Origin of the sequence: Pseudomonas sp. 102515, from assembly GCF_031085165.1 — a bacterium.
Taxonomy (GTDB): Bacteria; Pseudomonadota; Gammaproteobacteria; order Pseudomonadales; family Pseudomonadaceae; genus Chryseomonas.
In genome coordinates this window covers 622,435-641,816 of sequence record NZ_JAVHTY010000003.1, presented here as the reverse complement: position 1 = coordinate 641,816, position 19,382 = coordinate 622,435, and the positions used below count along the sequence as shown (strand labels likewise).

Genomic DNA, 19,382 nt, shown 5'->3' with positions numbered 1-19,382 from the left:
CAGCGCTTTTCTCCCCTCTCCGCTGGAGAGGGCCCGGGGCTGGGGCCAGACCCCACCCGCCGTCAGGAGGAGACTTTTTCATGGCACACGAATTCGATTACATCGTCATAGGCGCCGGCTCGGCCGGCAACGTCCTGGCCACCCGGCTGACCGAAGACCAGGACGTGACCGTCCTGCTGCTGGAAGCCGGCGGCCCCGACTACCGCCTGGATTTCCGTACCCAGATGCCGGCCGCCCTCGCCTATCCGCTGCAGGGCAAGCAGTACAACTGGGCCTACCAGACCGAGCCCGAGCCGCACATGGACAACCGCCGGATGGAATGCGGTCGCGGCAAGGGCCTGGGTGGCTCCTCGCTGATCAATGGCATGTGCTACATCCGCGGCAACGCCCTGGACTATGACAACTGGGCGCAACTCGATGGCCTGGACGACTGGAGCTACCTCGACTGCCTGCCCTACTTCCGCAAGGCCGAGAAGCGCGATGCCGGTGCCAACGACTGGCACGGCGGCGACGGCCCGGTCTCGGTGACTACCGCCAAGCCGAACACCAATCCCCTGTTCGAAGCCATGGTCGAAGCCGGTGTCCAGGCGGGTTATCCGCGCACCGAAGACCTCAACGGCTATCAGCAGGAAGGCTTCGGCCCGATGGATCGCTTCGTCACCCCGAACGGCCGGCGCTCCAGCACCGCCCGCGGCTATCTGGACCAGGCCAAGGGTCGCCCGAATCTGACCATCGTCACCCACGCCACCACCGATCGCATCCTCTTCGAGGGCAAGCGCGCCAACGGCGTCGCCTACATGAAGGGCGATTCCCTGGAAGCCATCACCGTGCGCGCCCGCCGCGAGGTGCTGCTCTGCGCCGGCGCCATCGCCTCGCCGCAGATCCTGCAGCGCTCCGGCGTCGGCCCCGCGCCGCTGCTGCGTCGCTTCGACATCCCGCTGGTCCACGACCTGCCCGGCGTCGGCCAGAATCTGCAGGACCACCTGGAGATGTACCTGCAGTACGAGTGCAAGCAGCCGGTCTCGCTGTACCCGGCGCTGAAGTGGTACAACCAGCCGCAGATCGGTCTGGAATGGATGCTCAAGGGCACCGGCCTGGGCGCCAGCAACCACTTCGAGGCGGGCGGTTTCATCCGCTCCAGCGAGGAGTTCGACTGGCCCAACATCCAGTACCACTTCCTGCCGATCGCCATCAATTACAACGGTACCAATGCCATCGAGGCCCATGGTTTCCAGGCCCACGTCGGCTCCATGCGCTCGCCCAGCCGCGGCCGCATCGAACTGACCTCGCGCGATCCGCGCCAGCATCCGAGCATCCTGTTCAACTACATGAGCAGCGAGCAGGACTGGCGCGAATTCCGCGACGGCATCCGCCTGACCCGCGAGATCATGCAGCAGCCGGCGCTGGACCCCTATCGTGGCGAAGAGATCAACCCGGGCCGCGATTGCGTGACCGACGCCCAGCTGGACGCCTTCGTGCGCTCCCATGCCGAGACCGCCTACCACCCGTCCTGCTCCAACAAGATGGGTACCGACGACATGGCAGTGGTCGACGGCGCCGGTCGCGTCCACGGCCTGGAAGGCCTGCGCGTGGTGGACGCCTCCATCATGCCGATCATCGCGACGGGCAACCTCAACGCCCCGACCATCATGATCGCCGAGAAGATCGCCGACAAAATCCGCGGTCGCGCCCCGCTGCCACGCAGCAACGCCGCCTACTACGTCGCCAACGGCGCCCCGGTACGGGGTACCCCGCTGCGTGACGTCAACGGTCAGCGCGCCGCCGAGCCGGTACCGGAACGTCGCAACCAGCCGGCCGCCTGATTCCAGGCAGCCGAACGCAAGAAGGGCGCCTGAGGGCGCCCTTCTTCTATCTAGCTTTCTGACTGGCCGCGGTAGCCTGGCCAAGCCAAGCAGCTGCCGGCAACCCGCTCTTCCCCTGGGAGAGGGTCGGGGTGAGGGACCGCCCTGCAGCTCACCTCACAGACAATCCTTCACCGCCGTCAAAATGGTGCGCGGTCGTAGCGGATTGTTGGCCATCTGCTCCCGCAACTCCACCCGTGTCCCGCGAGACGCCGACCCTATATCAATGATCGCCGCAGTAGCTCCCGGCACCTTGCTGTCCACCAGCACCCGCTGGCCATTGCCCTGCGGTTGGCTAACCACGTGGCGGCCTTCCTTCTCCAGTCCGGCGACCAGGCAACCGCGATAGTCCTCGGCGCTCTTACCCGTGCGCAACTCCATCGATGGATTGCGCTCGAGGTTCGCCTGGCTGGTACAACCCGCCAGCGCAGCGGCCAGGATGGCCAAGGTCTTCGTTCTCATCAGCGGCTCCTCGCAAACTCTTCGCTTCATTTTAACCGCCCCTGGCTTACGCCAGCCTTAACCGCCGCACATCCTTGGTTTACAAGGGCTTTTCCATGGCTATAATGGCCTCCCCCTTGCCGGTATAGCTCAGCTGGTAGAGCAACTGACTTGTAATCAGTAGGTCCCGGGTTCGACTCCTGGTGCCGGCACCATCTACGCTCCGCATTTCTCGTACTGATCGCGCACATCCGCTTGCCTTCCGTCGGATCCTACTGCCGCTGTCATACGACTGCCTCTGTATGATCCATGGTCATTGCCACGAATGGACCTGACCATGGCCCAAGTACTTAATCGTAGTACCTCCCCCTACAAGGAAAGCTATTTCGTTCAGGCCATCTACGCCGATGGAACCATACTGCGCGGATCCGGCACCGTAGTAGGTGCGAACGATGTACTCACCGCCCTGCATGTCATCTATAACGCCAGCCACGGCGGATGGGCTACTCAGGTCATCGTGACTCCAGGTGCTTTAATCAGTGGCAGTACGTTTTCCGCTCCCCTGGGTACCTATTCAGCCGCCAGCTGGACGGGCTACTCCTCGAACTGGGATACCAATAACGACGGCACTCCCAGTCTCGCCGAATCCGGCCATGATCTCGCCTTGCTCAATTTTGATCTGAATCTGGCCAACCTGACAGGCAATTTGGCGGTCACGGATACCCAACAGAATTTTAACGGGACCATCGTTGGTTATCCCGTACGGGGCAACGGTCTGATGCAGGAGCAGGTAAACGCTACCTACCTGCCCAATGAATCCGTTTTGTGGGTCGATGGTTCTCTGGGCGCGGGTGCTTCAGGTGGCGCACTTGTCGACTTCAGCCAGGGTACTCCTACTGTCAGCGGTGTGCTGTCCGCGGGAGACAGTGCCTATACCTATGCGATCTACGCGGCGATGACCGGCGCCAATTTGACGTGGTATCAGTCCGTTTCCGCCGCCAATGATGTAATGCTTAATGCCAGTAGCGTCTACCGGCCAATGGGAGCCGGTGTCTCCAGTGGTAGTGATCAAGATGACCTCCTACTAGAGACGCGTCTTGCTTACGATTCCTCAAATACTTCATTCGTCTATGGCTACAAAGGGACGGATAGCCTGATCATGCGTGGAAACTTCGCAGACTACAGCATGACAACCAGAGAAGGAGATTTGTGGGTATCAGACCACTACAACGGTGCACATCTTGCGTTGTACGATATCAATGCCTTGATTTTTAACGATCGAACGCTCTATGTAATGAGTGAAGAGCAAGCGCAGATTGCGCGTCTATACACAGTGTTTGGGCGCACCCCCGATCTGGCCGGCCTGAAAAGCTGGGTAAATGCTTATGAACACGGAGCCTCGCTCAAGGCTATCACCTCTACATTTACGCAGTCTCAGGAATTTGCTAATCACTATAACGCTGTTGATAGTCAAGGTTTCGTTTCTCAGCTGTATAGCGCCGTCCTAGGCCGCACAGGTGATAGTATTGGGCTAGCGAATTGGACCTGGGCATTGAATCATGGCATGAGTCGCGACGATGCAGTAGTTGCTTTCACTAATTCACAAGAAAGCATCAACCGCACTTCGGGTAGCGATGGCTTTATTAAGATTGTCAGCCATAGCGCTTGGTCTGATGCTGATACGGTCATCCAGAGTGGAGTTGCCTTTGGCAGTTCCTACAATGATCGAATTCAGGAAAATCAGCTCAGTTTTGATGCAGGTAATCGTGCGGAGTTGTTTGGCTATCAGGGTGGAGATATTCTTTATCTAGAAGGATCCTCGACTAGTTATCAGCGTAGTCTCGGAAGCCCCAACACCCTTAGTTTGAGCAATGTCAGCTCAGGCGACCGGATGCTACTGAACGACATAAACATGTTGAGCTTCACGGACAAGAACGTCTTCGTATTGACTGATGCCCAGGCACAAATTGCCCGTCTCTACACCGTCTTTGATCGGGCACCCGATTTCGATGGGCTACAAAACTGGCTGAACGCGAATAGCCATGGTATGACCTTCAATAGCATCGCTAATGGTTTCGCACAGTCGCAGGAGTTTGCTCTTCGTTACAACGCCGTGGATAACCAGGGCTTTGCCAATCAGCTCTACCAGACCGTTCTGGGACGGGATGGTGAAGCAGCGGGCCTCGCCCATTGGACACAGCAGCTAGATGCCGGCATGAGTCGTGGAGATGCCATGATCAACTTTACTAACTCTCAGGAAAATCAGCTTTTAACAGAAGGCGCCAACGGTTTCATCCAGATCATCGGGCAAAGCGATTGGGTCTAATAGGTATATAAAGAAAAACCCGCCAAATGGCGGGTCCTTCTTTATCCGACACGCGGATCATCCCTTTGCCACTTCCCCTTCCTTCACCCCAGTCTTGCGCTCTTCTCCGGGGGTCGGTACCGCCAGCCAACCATTGATCTTCTGGATGTCAGTGTCACGGAAGCCGCCGCTCCAACGCAACAGCACCAATTGATTGGTGACGAAGTCGTACTGCGCCTGCAGGTAATCCCGCCTGGCGCTGTATTCCTGCTGCACCGCATTGAGCACATCAACGGCAGTCGCCACCCCCAGACCGAGCGAGCGCTCGCTGGCGGTGCGGGACTTGATCGCCGAATCCAGTGCATTCCGCGAAGAGCCGATCTTGGCCAGGTCCGCAGCGCTCTTCATATAGGCCGTGCGCGTTTCCTTCACTACCTGCCGGCGGATCGATTCGTACTCCTGCTCAGCGGCATCGCGCGAGCCATAGGAGCTGGCGACACGGGCGCTAGTCGAGCCGCCGCTATAAAGCGGAATCTGCACGCTGATGGTGGCGGAATAGGTGTTGATCGCAGAGGAGGCGATGACATTGTCATAAGCGAAGTCGCTGCGTTGCGCGCCAAGGTTGAAGCTCAGGGTCGGCAGATGACCGGCCTTGGCCTCGGAGATACTGTAGTTGGCGGCATCCACGGCGCGCTGCTTGGCCTCCAGTGCAGGGTTGTTCGCCACTGCCGAACTCACCCACTGTTCTTCGTCACCTTGCGGCATGGCCAGTTGGGCTTTTTCGTTGAGGCGCTTGAGCGGCTGATAGACCGCGCGGCCGATCAACTCGCCCAGGGCCTCACGGGTTACCTGGATCTGATTGCGCGCTTCGATCTCCTGGGTTTTCAGGCTGTCCACCTTGGCGGAGATCTGCAGGACGTCGGTGACGGTGCTCATCTGCTTGTCGAACAGGGCCTGGGCACGATCCAGATTACGCTGGGTCGCCTTGCGCTCGGCGGTGACCAACTCGAGGGTATCTTCCGCCGCCAAGGCAGCGAAATAACGCTGCACCAGATCCGCAGCCGATTGGCTCTTGGCATCCGCGTATTGGGCACGATACTGCTCGGTGAGTTGCTCGTAGCGCTTGAAGCCGCGCCAGGCGGCCGCGTTATACAGCGCCTGGCTCAGGCTGAGGTTGTAGCTCTCGCCATTGTAATTGAGCGTCTGCAGGCCTTCTTCGCGTCGAACCCGGCTGGTGGAAGCCCCACCACTCAGCTGCGGAAGAACCTGGCCAAACGCGGAACGCTCCTGGCCCTCCAGGTTCTTCACCTGAGCTTCGGCTCCGCGAATGCGCGGGTCCGATACGGCACTGTCCTGGTAGAGCTTCCAGAGATCGATATAGTCCTGCGCGCTGGGTGCCTCGGACGTCTGTGCCTGCGCCAAGCTACAGCCACTCAACAGCAAGGCCAGAGCGATACGTTTACCGTTCATGGTTGCCCTACTCCTCGATCAGCGAGCGAGCCATCGCATTGCGCGCTGGCTTGAGCAGGTATTGCAGCATGGTGCGGGACCCGGTGTTGATCAGCACGTCGGCCGGCATGCCCGCGACCAGTTCGCGATGGCCCAGATCCTTACGACCCTGGTCGGTCAGCTTCACCCGGCCTAGGTAATAGGGCGTACCGTCACGCTCATTGGTGATGCGGTCGGCCGACACATAGATCAACTCGCCCTCGATGATGGGTGTGGTGGCATTGCTGAAGGCACTGAAGCGCACCTCCGCCTTGGTCCCCAACTCCACCCGGTCGATATCCTTGGGTTCGATGTGCACCTCGACGATGAGCTTGGCGGCATCCGGCACGATATCGAGCAGAGTGGTGCCTGACTGAACGACGCCCCCGATGGTATGCACCGCCAGGTTCATCACCATCCCGCTGACCGGTGCCTTGACCTCGGTCCGGTTGTACTTGTCCTGCAAGGCACCCACCCGTTCACGGGCCTCATAGATCCGCGACTGAGCATCGGCCAGCCGACCAGCCACGTCCGATTTGAATTTCTGGGTGGCCTGCAGGATCTGCAGACGAGTCTCGCCGATCTGAACCTTGGCCCGCGCGATGGAAGAACGGCTATCGGCAATCTCCGCCTGCAAACGGGAGAGGTTGCGCTCCTGATCGCGAAGGCGTTCGTTACTGACGAAGCCTTCCTTCAACAGCCCGGTGAGATCCTTGATCTCGCTGGCATAGGATTTAGCCAGGCTCTCCTTGCTGGCGATGACGTCGTTGTAACCACGGATCTGCTGTTCGAGTTCAGCGGCGCGATTCTTCAGGACGTCGATCTCACCACGGCGAGCATCACGCCCGGCCAGGAAGATCTGCCGCTCACTGGCCCTGGCCTCCTGGACACGCTTGTCCGCGGTTGGAAAGTCGCTCGCGCCAAAGGTGATGTCATTGGCATCGTCGCGCTCGGCGATCAGCCGTGCCTCTTGCGCCTGGGTAGCGATCAGTTGGCCGCGGGTCGCTTCCAGTTCTGAGCCTGCCTGGGTACTGTCCAGCACGATCAGCACGTCTCCGGCCTTGACCTCGTCACCATCGTGTACCCGCACCTCGCGGACGATGCCGCCCTCCAGGTGCTGGACCGACTTGCGATAGCTATCCACTGCCACCACGCCGGTGGCATAGGCCGCACTGTTCAGCGGCGCCAAGGCTGCCCAGCCACCGCCGATGCCGAACACGAAGAACAGAATGATGAAGCCCAGTCGGCGTACGGGAGCATCATCGACCTTGAGGCCCGCCGCCTTAGCTTCCAGATAGACGTCCTTCATGCAGGCGCTCCTCCTGTACTACCGGGCTTGGGTGGCAGCGGAGTAACCGAACCCGGGTTGGGCACAGCCTGCGGTCCACCCGACTGTTGCGCCTTGAGCTGGGCGAGCACCTGATCACGGGCGCCAGACATCACAATCTGGCCCTCGCTCAGCACTAGGAGGTTATCCACATAGGCCAGGGCACTGACCCTGTGGGTAATGATGAACAGCGTCGTGCCCTTCTGCTTGAGCTTGATCAGCGCTTCTCCGAGTGCTCGCTCACCAACGTCGTCCAAGTTGGAATTGGGCTCATCGAGAATGACCAACTTCGGATCACCGTAAAGCGCCCGCGCGAGCCCGATCCGTTGACGCTGACCACCGGAAAGAACACCACCATGGGCACCGATGACCGTGTCGTAGCCTTGCGGTAGACGCAGGATCATCTCGTGTACACCGGCCATCTGGGCCGCCTCGACGACCTTGGCAGCATCGACCTCGCCAAAGCGGGCGATATTCTCGCCGATGGAGCCTTCGAACAGTTCGATGTCTTGGGGTAGATAGCCCAGATACGGGCCTACGGCAGCACGATCCAACTGGAACATGTCCGCTCCATCCAATCGGACCTTGCCGCTCTGTGCCGGCCAGATGCCCAAGAGCGCGCGGGCCAGTGTCGATTTACCAGCAGCGCTTGCGCCTAACACGCCAACCGAGGCGCCAGGCGGGGCACGAAAGCTGATTCCTTTTAACACAGGGCCGTGAGCACCGGGAGGGGTGACAACTATCTGCTCTACAAGGAGGTCGCCTTTAGGAGCAGGTAACGACATTCGCTCTGGTGTAGGCGGAACGTTCTTGAATATTTCATTGAGTCGCGCGTACTGCTCCCTCGCTGCAACAAAACCCTTCCAGTTTCCAATCATCTGATCTACTGGTGCCAGCGCTCGCCCTACTAGAAGAGAGGCGGCAGTCATCAATCCGGGAGTAATTTCGTTATTAATAACTAGATAGGCACCAAGGCCTAAGACAAAGGATTGCAAGAGCAGGCGCCACGTTCTCGATACATTGCTGACAGTACCGCCCAACTCACTGGCACGTCCCTGCAGGGCCAGCACTGCAAAGCTATGCTTGCGCCATCTGTCTCGAAGATGGCCCTGCATACCCATGGACTCAACAACTTCCGCGTTACGTAGCCCTTTGCTAGTTATATTAAGAACCGACACCTGTTCGCGGTTAGCTTCAGCGAGACGCTTGCCGGTAGCTTTTTCGTTAGCGAGTGCCAGGGCAATCGCGACTAGGGCACCTACGAGAGTTAACCAACCAAACCATGGATGAAAAAAAAACATAACTCCAATATAAATTGGTAGCCATGGAACGTCGAAGAAAGCAAAAAGTCCGCTACCCGTTAGAAATTGACGTAAACCTGCCAAGTCACTTATAGGCTGCGCTGACGACCTCGCTCCATTGCTATACAAAGCTTGCTTGAAACTCGCCTCGAAAACCCGCGGACCAAGCTTCAGATCAAGCTGAGCTGAAACTCTTATCATAATTCTCGAGCGCACCCACTCTAATGCGCCATAGGTCGACATCAGAATGATGATAAGAATTGTCAGCATCACAAGCGTTGTTACGCTTCTACTGCTGACAACTCTATCATACACCTCAAGCATGTAAAAAGACGGAGCTAGCAGTAATATGTTTATAAAAAAGCCGAAAAAACCTACCGCAATAAAGCTACTTTTACAATCTGCTAAAGCCTTGAGTATTTCTGACTTTGGCTCAACCATAAGATTCAAACTCGGATAGTGATTTCAAAACTAAATTTGCGTATTTAATGACAGTTCTCTCGTAGCGCCAAAAGCCACGCCTGGACTATGGCCTAGATTGTATAAAGCAACAACTCATAAGCTATCATTTGCCAACCGTCAATGGAAGCCTAGAGCCTCTGCAAGATGATTTTTTAAAACAAAACCGGAGCTGAGGCCGAAATCGGTACTTGTAAAAAGCTTCAAATCCACTTCATGCAAGGTATTGCTGTATTGCTTGCTCAAAATATTTTTATAAACCCTAAAATCAAAAAAGTAGGTGCTATCAAACCCATTCAAATTTTCTGATAAAAACTCAGAGTCTTGCTCTGTTAAGTCCTTTTCACTAGCCAAACATAATAAACCTGTTCTGTTTGTGCCTGACTGGCTAATGAAATTCTTTATCATATCCAACGAATGAACAAATTTCGTCCTATCTATAATTTTTAACTGGGAGATATCGGTGAACGTTAGCCAAGATATAATTCCCCCAAAAGGCAATGGCAAGCCTCTATCAGGAATCTCTTTACATAAGGCATACCCTTGGCCTTCAAGCCGTCCTATTGAAAATTTATTGACAAGTCCACTTGGTGATTTTTGTAGAGAAAAACATTCATCCCCGAGTTCGACGTGGACCGAATTTTTTTCTAAGAAAGCCATATTTTTTCGTAGACTTTTATAACCGCTTTTTAAAACCCCATCTACCACTGGATTTTCCGCTTCTCGGGAAGGAACTCCGGCCCAGTAGTCTAATACGCTGCCTATATCTAGAGCGAACCCTCCACGCTTTTTTATTTCAGAGCAATATATTTTCCCTAGGAAACCTGCCCCTACCAGAAACAAATGTCTACCAGGATAGACCTTTATTCCTTTTATTGTTTCTTCAAAAACGTAAGGATAGTGCTCACTACTAGCTTGCTCGCCTAACAATCTGAAATTTCTTTCAGAAGGTATTAAAACGTAATCTTTCAGTTTCCCAGGATATAGACGTTCAATACTGCCAGCGACGTCTCTTCCCGAAATAACCGATACCGAATCACATCGACTTAAAAGATCTTCTATACATCCATGTGTTTGAAGATAGAAATGTATATTAGGATCACAGAACGTATTTTTTAAAAGCTCCAGCTCACCCTCTAGGTAGTCTATGTAAAATCTTTTCAGAACATTCTCTTCTTTTGAAGAATATATACCCAACAAATCAGAGTCGTTTATCGCATCCAAAATTCTGAATTTTATGTTATTTATTTCATGGCCTTGGTACTCCCTACCCTCTAAAGCACGGCTCATGACATATTGAATTCGGGATTTCGTGCAATAATTCGGATATTGAATAATGGAATTTTCGCCATCACCTAGTCTGATCATAGAAAAGGGCTCTGCTTTATCGAATTTTTTACTTATAAGATCCCAAGCTTTTGAGCCCTTCAGGTACATTTCTTCACCATAGATTAAAAGCGCGCTGATATTCTATACTAGTACCAAATTATAGACAAAGCTATAGCAGCGCCGAAAATTAGAATCTAACGCCTTAATTTATAAAAGGCATAGAATCAATTCGAATCTACCATATCAACTGGCGACTCGAGGGAAGACGTTTTTTTTGTGCTCTTAGGTAATCTTCGAGCTGCTCATGAATAGTGCCTGCAATAGCAGTTGGATTTAAAACAACATTGAAACGAATATCATTAACCTCTATAGCACCCATGACTCCACCACGAGACATGCAAAGGCAGCCAAACGCTCTCTCTATTACGTGAGCTATGTTACCGTCGTTCTCACCCGTTTCTGGCGCAAAAGAGCTTAAATCCAAATGATCGACTAGATGCTTTAGACATTGCGGCCTCACCCAAAACATTGTGCCCGCAAAGAAATTAAAATTACTTCTCGATTCACCGATCAGCTTATCAACCAAAACCTCATGACCTGTCATCGGATACTTTTCCAAAGACACCAAGAGTGGCGCCGGGCCGATCATATTTAGCGTAGAGTATCGCTCGAAACATCTCGCGACCTCCTCAATAACGCGCGGAGTGCCTGCCAAATGATTCAACGCAAGCTTGCGCCATGCGTCCCCCATATCCACTCTCAGCTTCCCCGCCTCATAGTATCCTTTTTTAGTTTGAATCTTCAGAACTGCCACATAATTCCGATCAATTAGGTAAGGAATCAAATCGATAAAGGGACCAATGTCTCTTCCCCTATTTGGGTATCTCAGAATTAGAGCCTTCGGATATCTCGCCTTAGCTTTTTTCTCGATTTGGTCACTACCCCATAGTGGAAGGGTAAATATTAAATCGCATTCTATTTCGATATTATCTATGCGACTAAACAACTCTTCCAAAAGATCAAAATAATAGAGATGCGCTACTAAAGCATAACGTGCCTTACTGAAACCAGCCCCTTCAATTAGCCTATTTTTTGTGTCTATAGCTTCTTTTTCTTCTAGGGAAAAATGAAAGACTGAACTATCTAGATTTTTTACAAGATGCGTGCATAGCTCGGTCAGCATCGACAACAAAGCCGGTCGACTTTTTGCCTTTTCAAAAGATGCCTTATAACCATGACGTATGATACTCATAGGCAATCTTCCTTCGGCTTCGCCGAACATACAAAAATGCGTTAGAGGATCTATACCTGAGCTTTCCACGTCTGGGTTTGAACGCAAATAATATTCAGCATCGAATAGTTCAAGCAGAGTCAGTAACTGAGCTTTTTTTCCAATTACCGCCCAGCATTCATTTAGCCAAGCGGCGATGTCATCGGATCGCTCAAGGCCGGATATGCTTCTCAGCTTCTCAAAGATTGTTTTCTCTCGCGCCAGACCTAACTCAAAAAATGGGCTATCTCCGAGTTTTTCGGCTGAGCTAGCCGTTTTCACTACATTGACTTTTGGTAGAGAATAATCGTTGACTCCGGCTTTAGATATTCCGTAAACCATAGCACTTTCATAGTGGCTCGACTGGCTATGCCTGACGGAGGCATATAAAGCTTCGCAGATCTCGTACGGAGTTCGAAGTCCTGACTTCCATATCCCTACCATAGTACAGAGTCGGCTATAGAAAAGCGCAGAATCCTTTACTATATTTTTCGGTATCAGATATGCCTCAAAAAAGAACTTCCTGAGGACGCCAATTTTCTCTAAATAGGTACCTCTGTCAAAGTTCCCAGTGATAACATCATCTAGAGTAGGGAAAAGGTTTTTGGGCTTGTATATAGCGTCCCCTAGAACAACTACCGTTTTATCATAATATAGCGCTTCAAACCCAACCGAGCTATTGACTGTCACGACTAAATCGGACACAGCTAGCAATCTTGGATTTGAAAAATCCCCTCTCTCCGTATCGCACCAGTACAATTCATCCGAGGTAAAGCTAACACTGGCTTTGGCGGCAAGATTTTCCAGTTTCGCATTTATCCGATGTTTAGCACTCGGATGTGGCTTAACTATTAAAAAATAGCCAGCATCGATAAGCTTAGGCACTACATCACGCACGACCTCAGAAACTGTTTTATAGCTCGAAAAGCGTAGTAAATTGGCATCATCGTACAGTTGAAGAGGTAGGAATGCGACTTTCTTTCTAGTCTTCAGCAACATTGAAGATAGCTCAGAATCGAATGCCTCGAACTGGCGCTCGTAGCCGAGGCTATCTAACGATGATGAGTAAGCCATCAACGCGTAGCTAGCAGACATTGATTCGTTACCTACAATGCTTGCCAGTTGTTCAATCGTTACTTTTGAAATAGCTGCTGCGCCATTAGTCCCTAGAAGATCGAGAACATATGACTCTAGAAAAGGCTCTCTAGTACAACCTAGCTCCATAGCGAGTTTTACTATAGGCTTCTTCCTGCAGAACGCTTCAATCGCGCCGTTCTCGCCCCAGTGAATTATCGCTTCAAATGGAAATCTGTTCCATAAGTCATCCAAAATATCTTCATAGACGCTGGCCAAGCCTGTCCCTTGCATAAGATCTTGCCAATGCGCAATACCTAGCTCATCCCAATCTAACTCATGGCTTTTGAATATCTCAGCCTCCTCTCTGGTCGGCCTTATCAAAGACTTTTCTTCAATCAAGCCGGTTATTGAGGAAAGTTGATCTAAAGTTTCACTGTTAGAAAATATACGTAGATCAAAATGCACATTGTTTTTTATCAGGAATGCTGCTTTTTTTGCGACATCCACAAAGTGCAACATTGAATTTCGTATCGGATAAGGCTCAACATAGAACAAGATTCTCATAAAAAAGCCTCAAGATCTTTTTTAGCGCTAGCCGTCAACTTTTCCAGATTTAACCTGTTAACGTCTGCAGAAGCCACTAGCTCTTCTTTTGAGCTGCGAGTTGATAAAAAGTTATACCAGTCGTTTTTGCTTGAAGCGAGATCGATGAAATCTGATCCGATTTCAGACATATCAGGTATAGGGGAAGCAACAAGTCGACAGCCTGCCAAAGCCGACTCCAGATACTTGACTCTGGACTTACACCTATTGAAACTAGTCTCTTCCAAGGGCGCAATGACAATACTGCACTGTTTCATCAAGCTTGGCAGACGCCAATAGCCAACGGCTGATAACTTTGTCACATTAGGAAGGGAACTAATCCCAGGTGGCAAGTCCACTGGACCGACAACTAAAAGGCTCGACTTTCGGTTTTCACTCAAAATCTTATGCAATACGTCCGAGACAATCGGAAAATCACTGTTATGACTTTTAGTGCCCGAAAAGTAGCCTAATCTAAACTCGCTCCTTGGGGTTGAGGACGTGTCTAAGTTATCGTGTACCTCTAGAACGGAGGGAGGTATGAAATTGTGCAGTACATTGACACGGGCTGAAGGATTGAATTCTAAAACTTTTTGTGCCAACGCCTGGGTCGACGTGGTTACTAGGTCAAAGAACCCTAGCGCCTCTAGATTTGAGCCGAAAGCTGTAATGGCTGCTGATTCGCTCAATGTTCCATTTTTGACCGCAGAACTTACTAGCGCAAGTTTTTCACCGCCGAAAATCAGATCATCATAATCAGCAACCAAAATTTTACCTAAAAACTTGAGCTTACCAACTGTTTGAGAAAATCTTTTACGAGCCACGTTGGGCCGGTGAAATATATAAACATCATAATCCAAGCATGGAGCATCGTAGAATCGGGCAGCTGAATAGATAGCTACCGTACGACCCATCTTCCCGAACAATTCACCCGGGTGGAAACATCTGTATCTAACGGAGGGATCCAATATTGGCCTGTCGATTCTTCCAGTTTCCGACACATAGCAAATAGATCTCACGTTCCACCACCATCAATATTCAAATGATAATCCATTATAATTCCCCAAGGCCCACTCGGCTGCTAATAGCGGGTGATACGACGGATCGTACCTAAAGCGCTCGCCCCACCTTTCAATCAAAAACAGCTGTTCTCTTATCGAACGGGCTTGTTTATCTTTGGAACTATCCTTTCCCCGACTCGCCGACTCTGCATGAATCAGCTCGGCAAACGGCGTCCAGAGAATCTTCAGGCCGAGCTCATTGATGCGCAGGCACATGTCCACGTCGTTGAAGGCAACAGGGTGCCGGACCTCGTCCATGCCCTCGATCTGCAGATAGAGATCACGACGCAGGATCAGGCAGGCGGTGGTGCAGGCGCTCTGGCGGCGGACAAGGTGGTTAAAACCCAGGTAGCCCGGATCGTTGCGCATCCAGTTGTTGCCCGTGTGGGCGGCCAGGCCGTTGATGCCGATGACGACACCGGCGTGCTGGACCATGTCGTTCTTCCACAGCAGCTTGGCGCCCACCGCTCCAACATCAGGTCGTACGGCCAGACTCATCATTTCCTTGAGCCAATCCGGATGCAGGATCTCGATGTCGTTGTTGATGAGACCTATGTATTCCCCGGTGGCGAACTCGACACCGACGTTGTTCAAGGTGGCGTAGTTGAAGGGATAGGGATGCGGCAGGATGCGTACGCCGCGCCCCTTGAGTTCGTCGAAGTAGGCGAGCGTTTCGGGATCGCTGGTCTGGTTGTCGACGATGATGAGTTCCAGGTCCAGGTAGTCGGTCTGGGTCAGCAGACCCTCCATGCAAGCATGTAGAAGCTGGTAGGCATCCCGGGTGGGGATGATCAGGCTGACCTTGGGTAGACGCTCGGGCAGCGGCCAGTGGGTGCGTAGCGCACCGGGCAGCTTGGACTGGCGGCTCAGACGGGTACCCGGACGCAGCTTGCCCACCAGCCAGGTCAGGCGCTCCAAACGCTGCGGCTTGCCGGCGTCGCAGCCGGCCGGCGTGGCGGGGCTCTTGGCACTACGATGGCTGAGCACCTGGGTCACGCGGGCAACGCCTAGCCTGTCTTGCTCCGTGGCCAGGATAAGGGCGGCGAGTACCCCTTCCTGATCGCGTGGCAGCTCGGGCGCTGCGTTCAGCAATCGGACGGCGCGCTGGATGATGTCGCGGCCAAACAGGGCACCGGCGGTAAAGAGGTCAGCCCCCAGGTAGAGGTCCAGGTCCCAGCTCGGTTTGAACCAGGGGTTGCTACGCTGGCCATCCGCTGCGTCCTGATCGCTATCGGCGAAGGCCCAGGCAACGTGCTTGCCTGCCTCCTTCGGTTGCAGTGCCAACGCCAGTTGATCGAGGGCGTGGGGTAGCAGACGACTATCCAGTGGCTGGAACAGCACGGCGTCGGCCCCCTCCTCCAGCAGCAGCTGCAAGGAGGTGGATACGTCAGCGGGATCGGCAACGGCCTGGGTGAAGAGCCGCAGGCGTTGTTGGCTCAGGCTGTCCAGGCACGCCTGCCGCTCGGTTTCACCGGCTTCGCCATGGAGCAGAACGGCGATCCTGCTACCGGCCACGGCTTGTGGGTACTCAGGGGCGCGCTGGTAGTGAGCGAACCACTCGGGGTAATGGCCGAAGCCGGCGCTACGTGGACAGCGCTGCTCGTAATCGCGCGCCAGGCGAATGAGCAGGTCGCGGGGTGCCGGGTCGGCCTGCGCAGGCCAGTGCGCGGCCACCAGGGCGCCGAGTCCTTCGGCGTGGCAACAGACGGTGATGGGGCTGCCGTGCAGCGGTCGGCCTTGATCGTCCTCGATATGCACCTCGCGGCGCTCGCCGTCACCGAACTGCCAGGGCAGCTCCAGGCTGTAGCCGTGATCGGCATCGGCGCGATAGATGAGTGCCGGATGGTGCAGATCCGCCAGGCAACGGGCGACGATCTGATCGCCCAGGCGCGCCCGTACCTCGACGTGACGTCCCGGGGTGGTGTCATCCCAGATCCAACCCGCTACGACAAGGCCACCGCCGTACCAGACCTGACTGCCCGGCACCTGGGACTCGCCCTTGACAGGCTTCTCGTTGGGTAGCTCGAAGGGCTCACCGATCCAGGGGCCCTCGTTGGCCAACCGCACGGCGATACGCCGAGCCCGGCTGAGCCAGGCCGGTTGCAACTGGAGGGCGAAGCCATGAAAGCCGTCACCAGCCAGCGGATCGTGCTGATAGGTGTCCGCACGTACCAAGGCTACGCACGCCCCATCGATGACGACTTCCAGCGCCAGACGCAGATCGGGCTGGGCAGGATCGAAGGCCCAGCCCTCGAGCACGTTGCCGTGAAGACCCTGGATCTGGCCTTGCACGGTGACCAGGGCGGGAGCTTGGAAGAGTTCAGTCATGGAGAAACCTGTCGGGAAGGGCGTCGCCTAGCAGGGCGTTCAGGGGCGCGGGCAGCAGACCGAGGGGATGGGCGCCCACTTCGGTCGCGACCACCCCTGCGGGTGCATAAAGGGGCAAGGCGGTATGCCGGGCAATTTGAGGCGCGAACCAGACACTGGCTGGTGCGGCCTCGAGACTCAAGGCCAGGGTACAGCCGGCCAAGGCAGGTATCCGGGACCGGGCGATACCAGGTAACTCGATCAGGGGGCTGACATTGCCACTGGCAAGCAGGCTCCTTTCCCAAGGCGTGCGCTCGAGGAGCAGGAAGCGACAGGCCAGGCCCTGCCGCCGGCTCAGGCGAACCAGCTGCAACCAGGCCTGGGCCAGTCGTGGATCCGCGAGGGAATCAGCGATCAGGATATTGCCCAGGCGCGGGGTCGGTGGCTGGTCGAGCGACGCAAAAGGCGCGCCCGCCGCAACGGGGACCTGGGGATTGCTCATCAGCAGCGTGGTGGCCAGCGCGGCGAAGGTCACGCGCTGCTCGCTAGCTGCCTCGCGGAAGCCAGTGGCTGGGGAACCGGTATCGGCGGCCGGATCGATCAGGCGATAGGGCACGCCGAGCCGCGCGGGAAGGGTCTGCAGCAACGCAGGACAGCGCTCGGGCTGAATGTAATCCAAGGCGCTAGGCCGCAACCGTTGCAGGTCCGTGATCAGTTGCTCCACGTCCGCGGCTAGACGGTAGTCCAGGAGCACCGGCAGCCCCTGGCCGTCAACCTGCAGGCTGACCTCCAGCTCGGTATCCGTCTGCCGAAAGGCGAGGACAAAGGCAGGTTCGTCGCCGCCCAGCGCCGCGAGAAGATCGAGCCGGTCGGCCGCGATGATCGTTGCGCAGGTGTTGGCCGACGCCAGTTGTGCGCCGAGCTCGGTAAGTCGCTCGCGCTGCAGCCGCTGACGATAGGGCTTGAGCGGATCGTGACGATAGAAGCGCTCGAAAGCACGCTCTGCGCCGGGATAACGCTGGCGCAGGATGGCGTTGTTGAAGGCTACCCGCTCGAGCTTTTCCGCACCGAAGGAAACGCCGCCCCGGTGTGCGACGAAGACCCGCTGCGCCGCCACGTGCCGCCAGCCCTGCGCCTTGGCCCTGAGACACCAATCGGTTTCCTCGCCATAACCGCGCTTGAGCTGGATCTCGTCGAGCAGGCCGACCTGCTCCAGCGCCCGGCGCTTGATATAGAAGCAGAAGCCACAACCCACCTCGATATCGGGCGGCGCCGAGAGGTCGCTGGCTGCCTGGCGATGCAGGACGCGCTGTTCGTCCAGCGTGGGCATGACATGGCTCTTGCGGCTTTCCGGGAAGCTGAGCAGCTCGCCGTTATTGCTGAAAGGCGTGGCGGTGGCGACATCGGCTGCGGAGTAGGCCGCGTCGCGCAGCCTGTCCAGCCAGTCATCGCAGACCCGCGCATCGGCGTTCAACCACACCACATCGCGCCCGCGATGCAGGGCCATGCCCCGATTCATGTTGCGGATGAAGCCAAGGTTGGCCGGGCTGCGATGGAGTTCGATCCGGCCCGTCTCGGCCAATTCGCGCAGCGCCTGGCTCAACTCGGGCTCGGGGCTTTCGTCGTCCAGCACCACCACGTTCATCGGGGTCTGGTTGGCGTCCAGGCTATCGAGCACGCCCTGGATACAGGCGAGCGATGCCTCGCGCCCGCGGTAAATGGGAATGAGCACATCCACGACGGGGTCGATGGATTCCACCGGCGCTTCAACCGGAATGGGCCGTAGCGCTTCGACGGCCGCCAGCGGACTGCCCAGAACCTCGCTGCCATCCGCCCAGCACAGGCGCACACGGCCGAGCGGAGCAGGCAGACGGAGGCGAATGCCACCATGACGCCCGCCATTGATCGACTTGGCCAGTAACGGACTGGGTAGGTTGGCGACGATGGTCTGTTGACGATCACCCAGTTTCAACGTGAGTTTGACCGGCGTTTGTGGATGCCGGGTATCCAGCACCCAGCCACGGATTTCCTGGGTGGCCGGATCGAACTCGACGTGTCCCCAACGCCGAGGCGGTAGCTGCTGCAACAGCACGGCCAGTTCGTCGGCGCTGTTGAAGTAGGGTAGTTGCTCGACCAGTCGCGCCGGTTTGACGCCAGGTAGCGCGATGAGTGCACGCAAGCGCAACAGCCGAACCGCAGGGGTATTACGGGCAGGATTGGCCGGGTCGGCGAGAAAGTCGTAGGCGGCTTGGGACTCGCCCTTTTGCAGGAGCACGTGGGCGAGCAATGCTGCCGTTTCGCCCTGCCGTGCCAGGCTGGCGTTGGCGTTGGCTTCGGCCAGGGTCAGGAAAGCCTGATCCAGCGCGCCTCTGTTGAGCGCCGCAAGACCGGCGGAGACCAGCGCTACCGGGCGCTGATCGGGAATCTGGAGTGCCAGCTCGAGACGACGTTGAGCCTCGTCTGACTGTCCGGCCTGGAGCAGAGCCTGATAGTGCTCCATGAGTGTCGATTGGCTCATGGGCAGCGGTCTCCGCGAAAAGCCAGGTGGATCAGAAGGTTACTGGTTTGAAAAA

General features: G+C 55.5%; 11 protein-coding genes and 1 tRNA gene. 3 read left to right on the top strand and 9 right to left on the bottom strand.

Annotated features, from left to right (window positions below; all coding sequences use genetic code 11):
- Positions 1 to 80: 80 nt before the first annotated feature.
- Positions 81 to 1,823 (top strand): choline dehydrogenase, encoded by a 1,743-nt coding sequence (gene betA / locus RCF34_RS14345; RefSeq protein ID WP_308708764.1) that lies wholly within the window; start codon positions 81 to 83, stop codon positions 1,821 to 1,823.
- Between the two features lie 156 nt (positions 1,824 to 1,979).
- Here the strand turns inward: betA and RCF34_RS14340 are convergent, their stop codons facing one another.
- Positions 1,980 to 2,324 (bottom strand): hypothetical protein, encoded by a 345-nt coding sequence (locus RCF34_RS14340; RefSeq protein WP_308708763.1) that lies wholly within the window; start codon positions 2,322 to 2,324, stop codon positions 1,980 to 1,982.
- A 118-nt stretch (positions 2,325 to 2,442) separates the two neighbouring features.
- Between RCF34_RS14340 and RCF34_RS14335 the strand changes: the two genes are divergently transcribed.
- Both RCF34_RS14335 and RCF34_RS14330 read left to right on the top strand, forming a co-directional pair.
- Positions 2,443 to 2,518, top strand: a tRNA-Thr gene (locus RCF34_RS14335).
- Positions 2,519 to 2,640: 122 nt separating this feature from the next.
- Positions 2,641 to 4,629: a DUF4214 domain-containing protein gene (locus RCF34_RS14330; RefSeq protein ID WP_308708762.1), complete on the top strand. Its 1,989-nt coding sequence runs from the start codon at positions 2,641 to 2,643 to the stop codon at positions 4,627 to 4,629.
- A 57-nt stretch (positions 4,630 to 4,686) separates the two neighbouring features.
- Here RCF34_RS14330 and RCF34_RS14325 read toward each other — a convergent pair whose 3' ends face one another.
- The 8 genes from RCF34_RS14325 to RCF34_RS14290 all read right to left on the bottom strand — a co-directional run bounded on the left by RCF34_RS14325 (position 4,687) and on the right by RCF34_RS14290 (position 19,327).
- Positions 4,687 to 6,078 carry a TolC family outer membrane protein gene (locus tag RCF34_RS14325; protein WP_308708761.1) on the bottom strand — a complete coding sequence of 464 codons (1,392 nt, stop codon included), beginning with the start codon at positions 6,076 to 6,078 and terminating at the stop codon, positions 4,687 to 4,689.
- A gap of 7 nt (positions 6,079 to 6,085) precedes the next feature.
- A complete protein-coding gene (locus RCF34_RS14320; protein WP_308708760.1) occupies positions 6,086 to 7,405 on the bottom strand; it encodes an HlyD family type I secretion periplasmic adaptor subunit in 1,320 nt (439 codons plus the stop codon).
- Positions 7,402 to 9,165: a type I secretion system permease/ATPase gene (locus RCF34_RS14315; protein ID WP_308708759.1), complete on the bottom strand. Its 1,764-nt coding sequence runs from the start codon at positions 9,163 to 9,165 to the stop codon at positions 7,402 to 7,404. Before RCF34_RS14315 ends, RCF34_RS14320 begins: the two co-directional genes overlap by 4 nt.
- Positions 9,166 to 9,303: 138 nt before the next feature.
- A complete protein-coding gene (locus RCF34_RS14310; protein ID WP_308708758.1) occupies positions 9,304 to 10,620 on the bottom strand; it encodes a hypothetical protein in 1,317 nt (438 codons plus the stop codon).
- A 127-nt stretch (positions 10,621 to 10,747) separates the two neighbouring features.
- A complete protein-coding gene (locus RCF34_RS14305; protein WP_308708757.1) occupies positions 10,748 to 13,423 on the bottom strand; it encodes a rhamnan synthesis F family protein in 2,676 nt (891 codons plus the stop codon).
- Entirely contained in the window at positions 13,420 to 14,355 is a 936-nt protein-coding gene (locus RCF34_RS14300; protein WP_308708756.1) for a hypothetical protein, read from the bottom strand. The genes RCF34_RS14305 and RCF34_RS14300 overlap by 4 nt, the downstream gene beginning before the upstream one ends.
- Positions 14,356 to 14,472: 117 nt before the next feature.
- Positions 14,473 to 16,830 carry a glycosyltransferase gene (locus RCF34_RS14295; protein WP_308708755.1) on the bottom strand — a complete coding sequence of 786 codons (2,358 nt, stop codon included), beginning with the start codon at positions 16,828 to 16,830 and terminating at the stop codon, positions 14,473 to 14,475.
- Complete coding sequence (locus RCF34_RS14290; protein WP_308708754.1) at positions 16,823 to 19,327, bottom strand: glycosyltransferase family 2 protein; 2,505 nt, start codon at positions 19,325 to 19,327, stop codon at positions 16,823 to 16,825. Before RCF34_RS14290 ends, RCF34_RS14295 begins: the two co-directional genes overlap by 8 nt.
- Between the last annotated feature and the right edge of the window lie 55 nt (positions 19,328 to 19,382).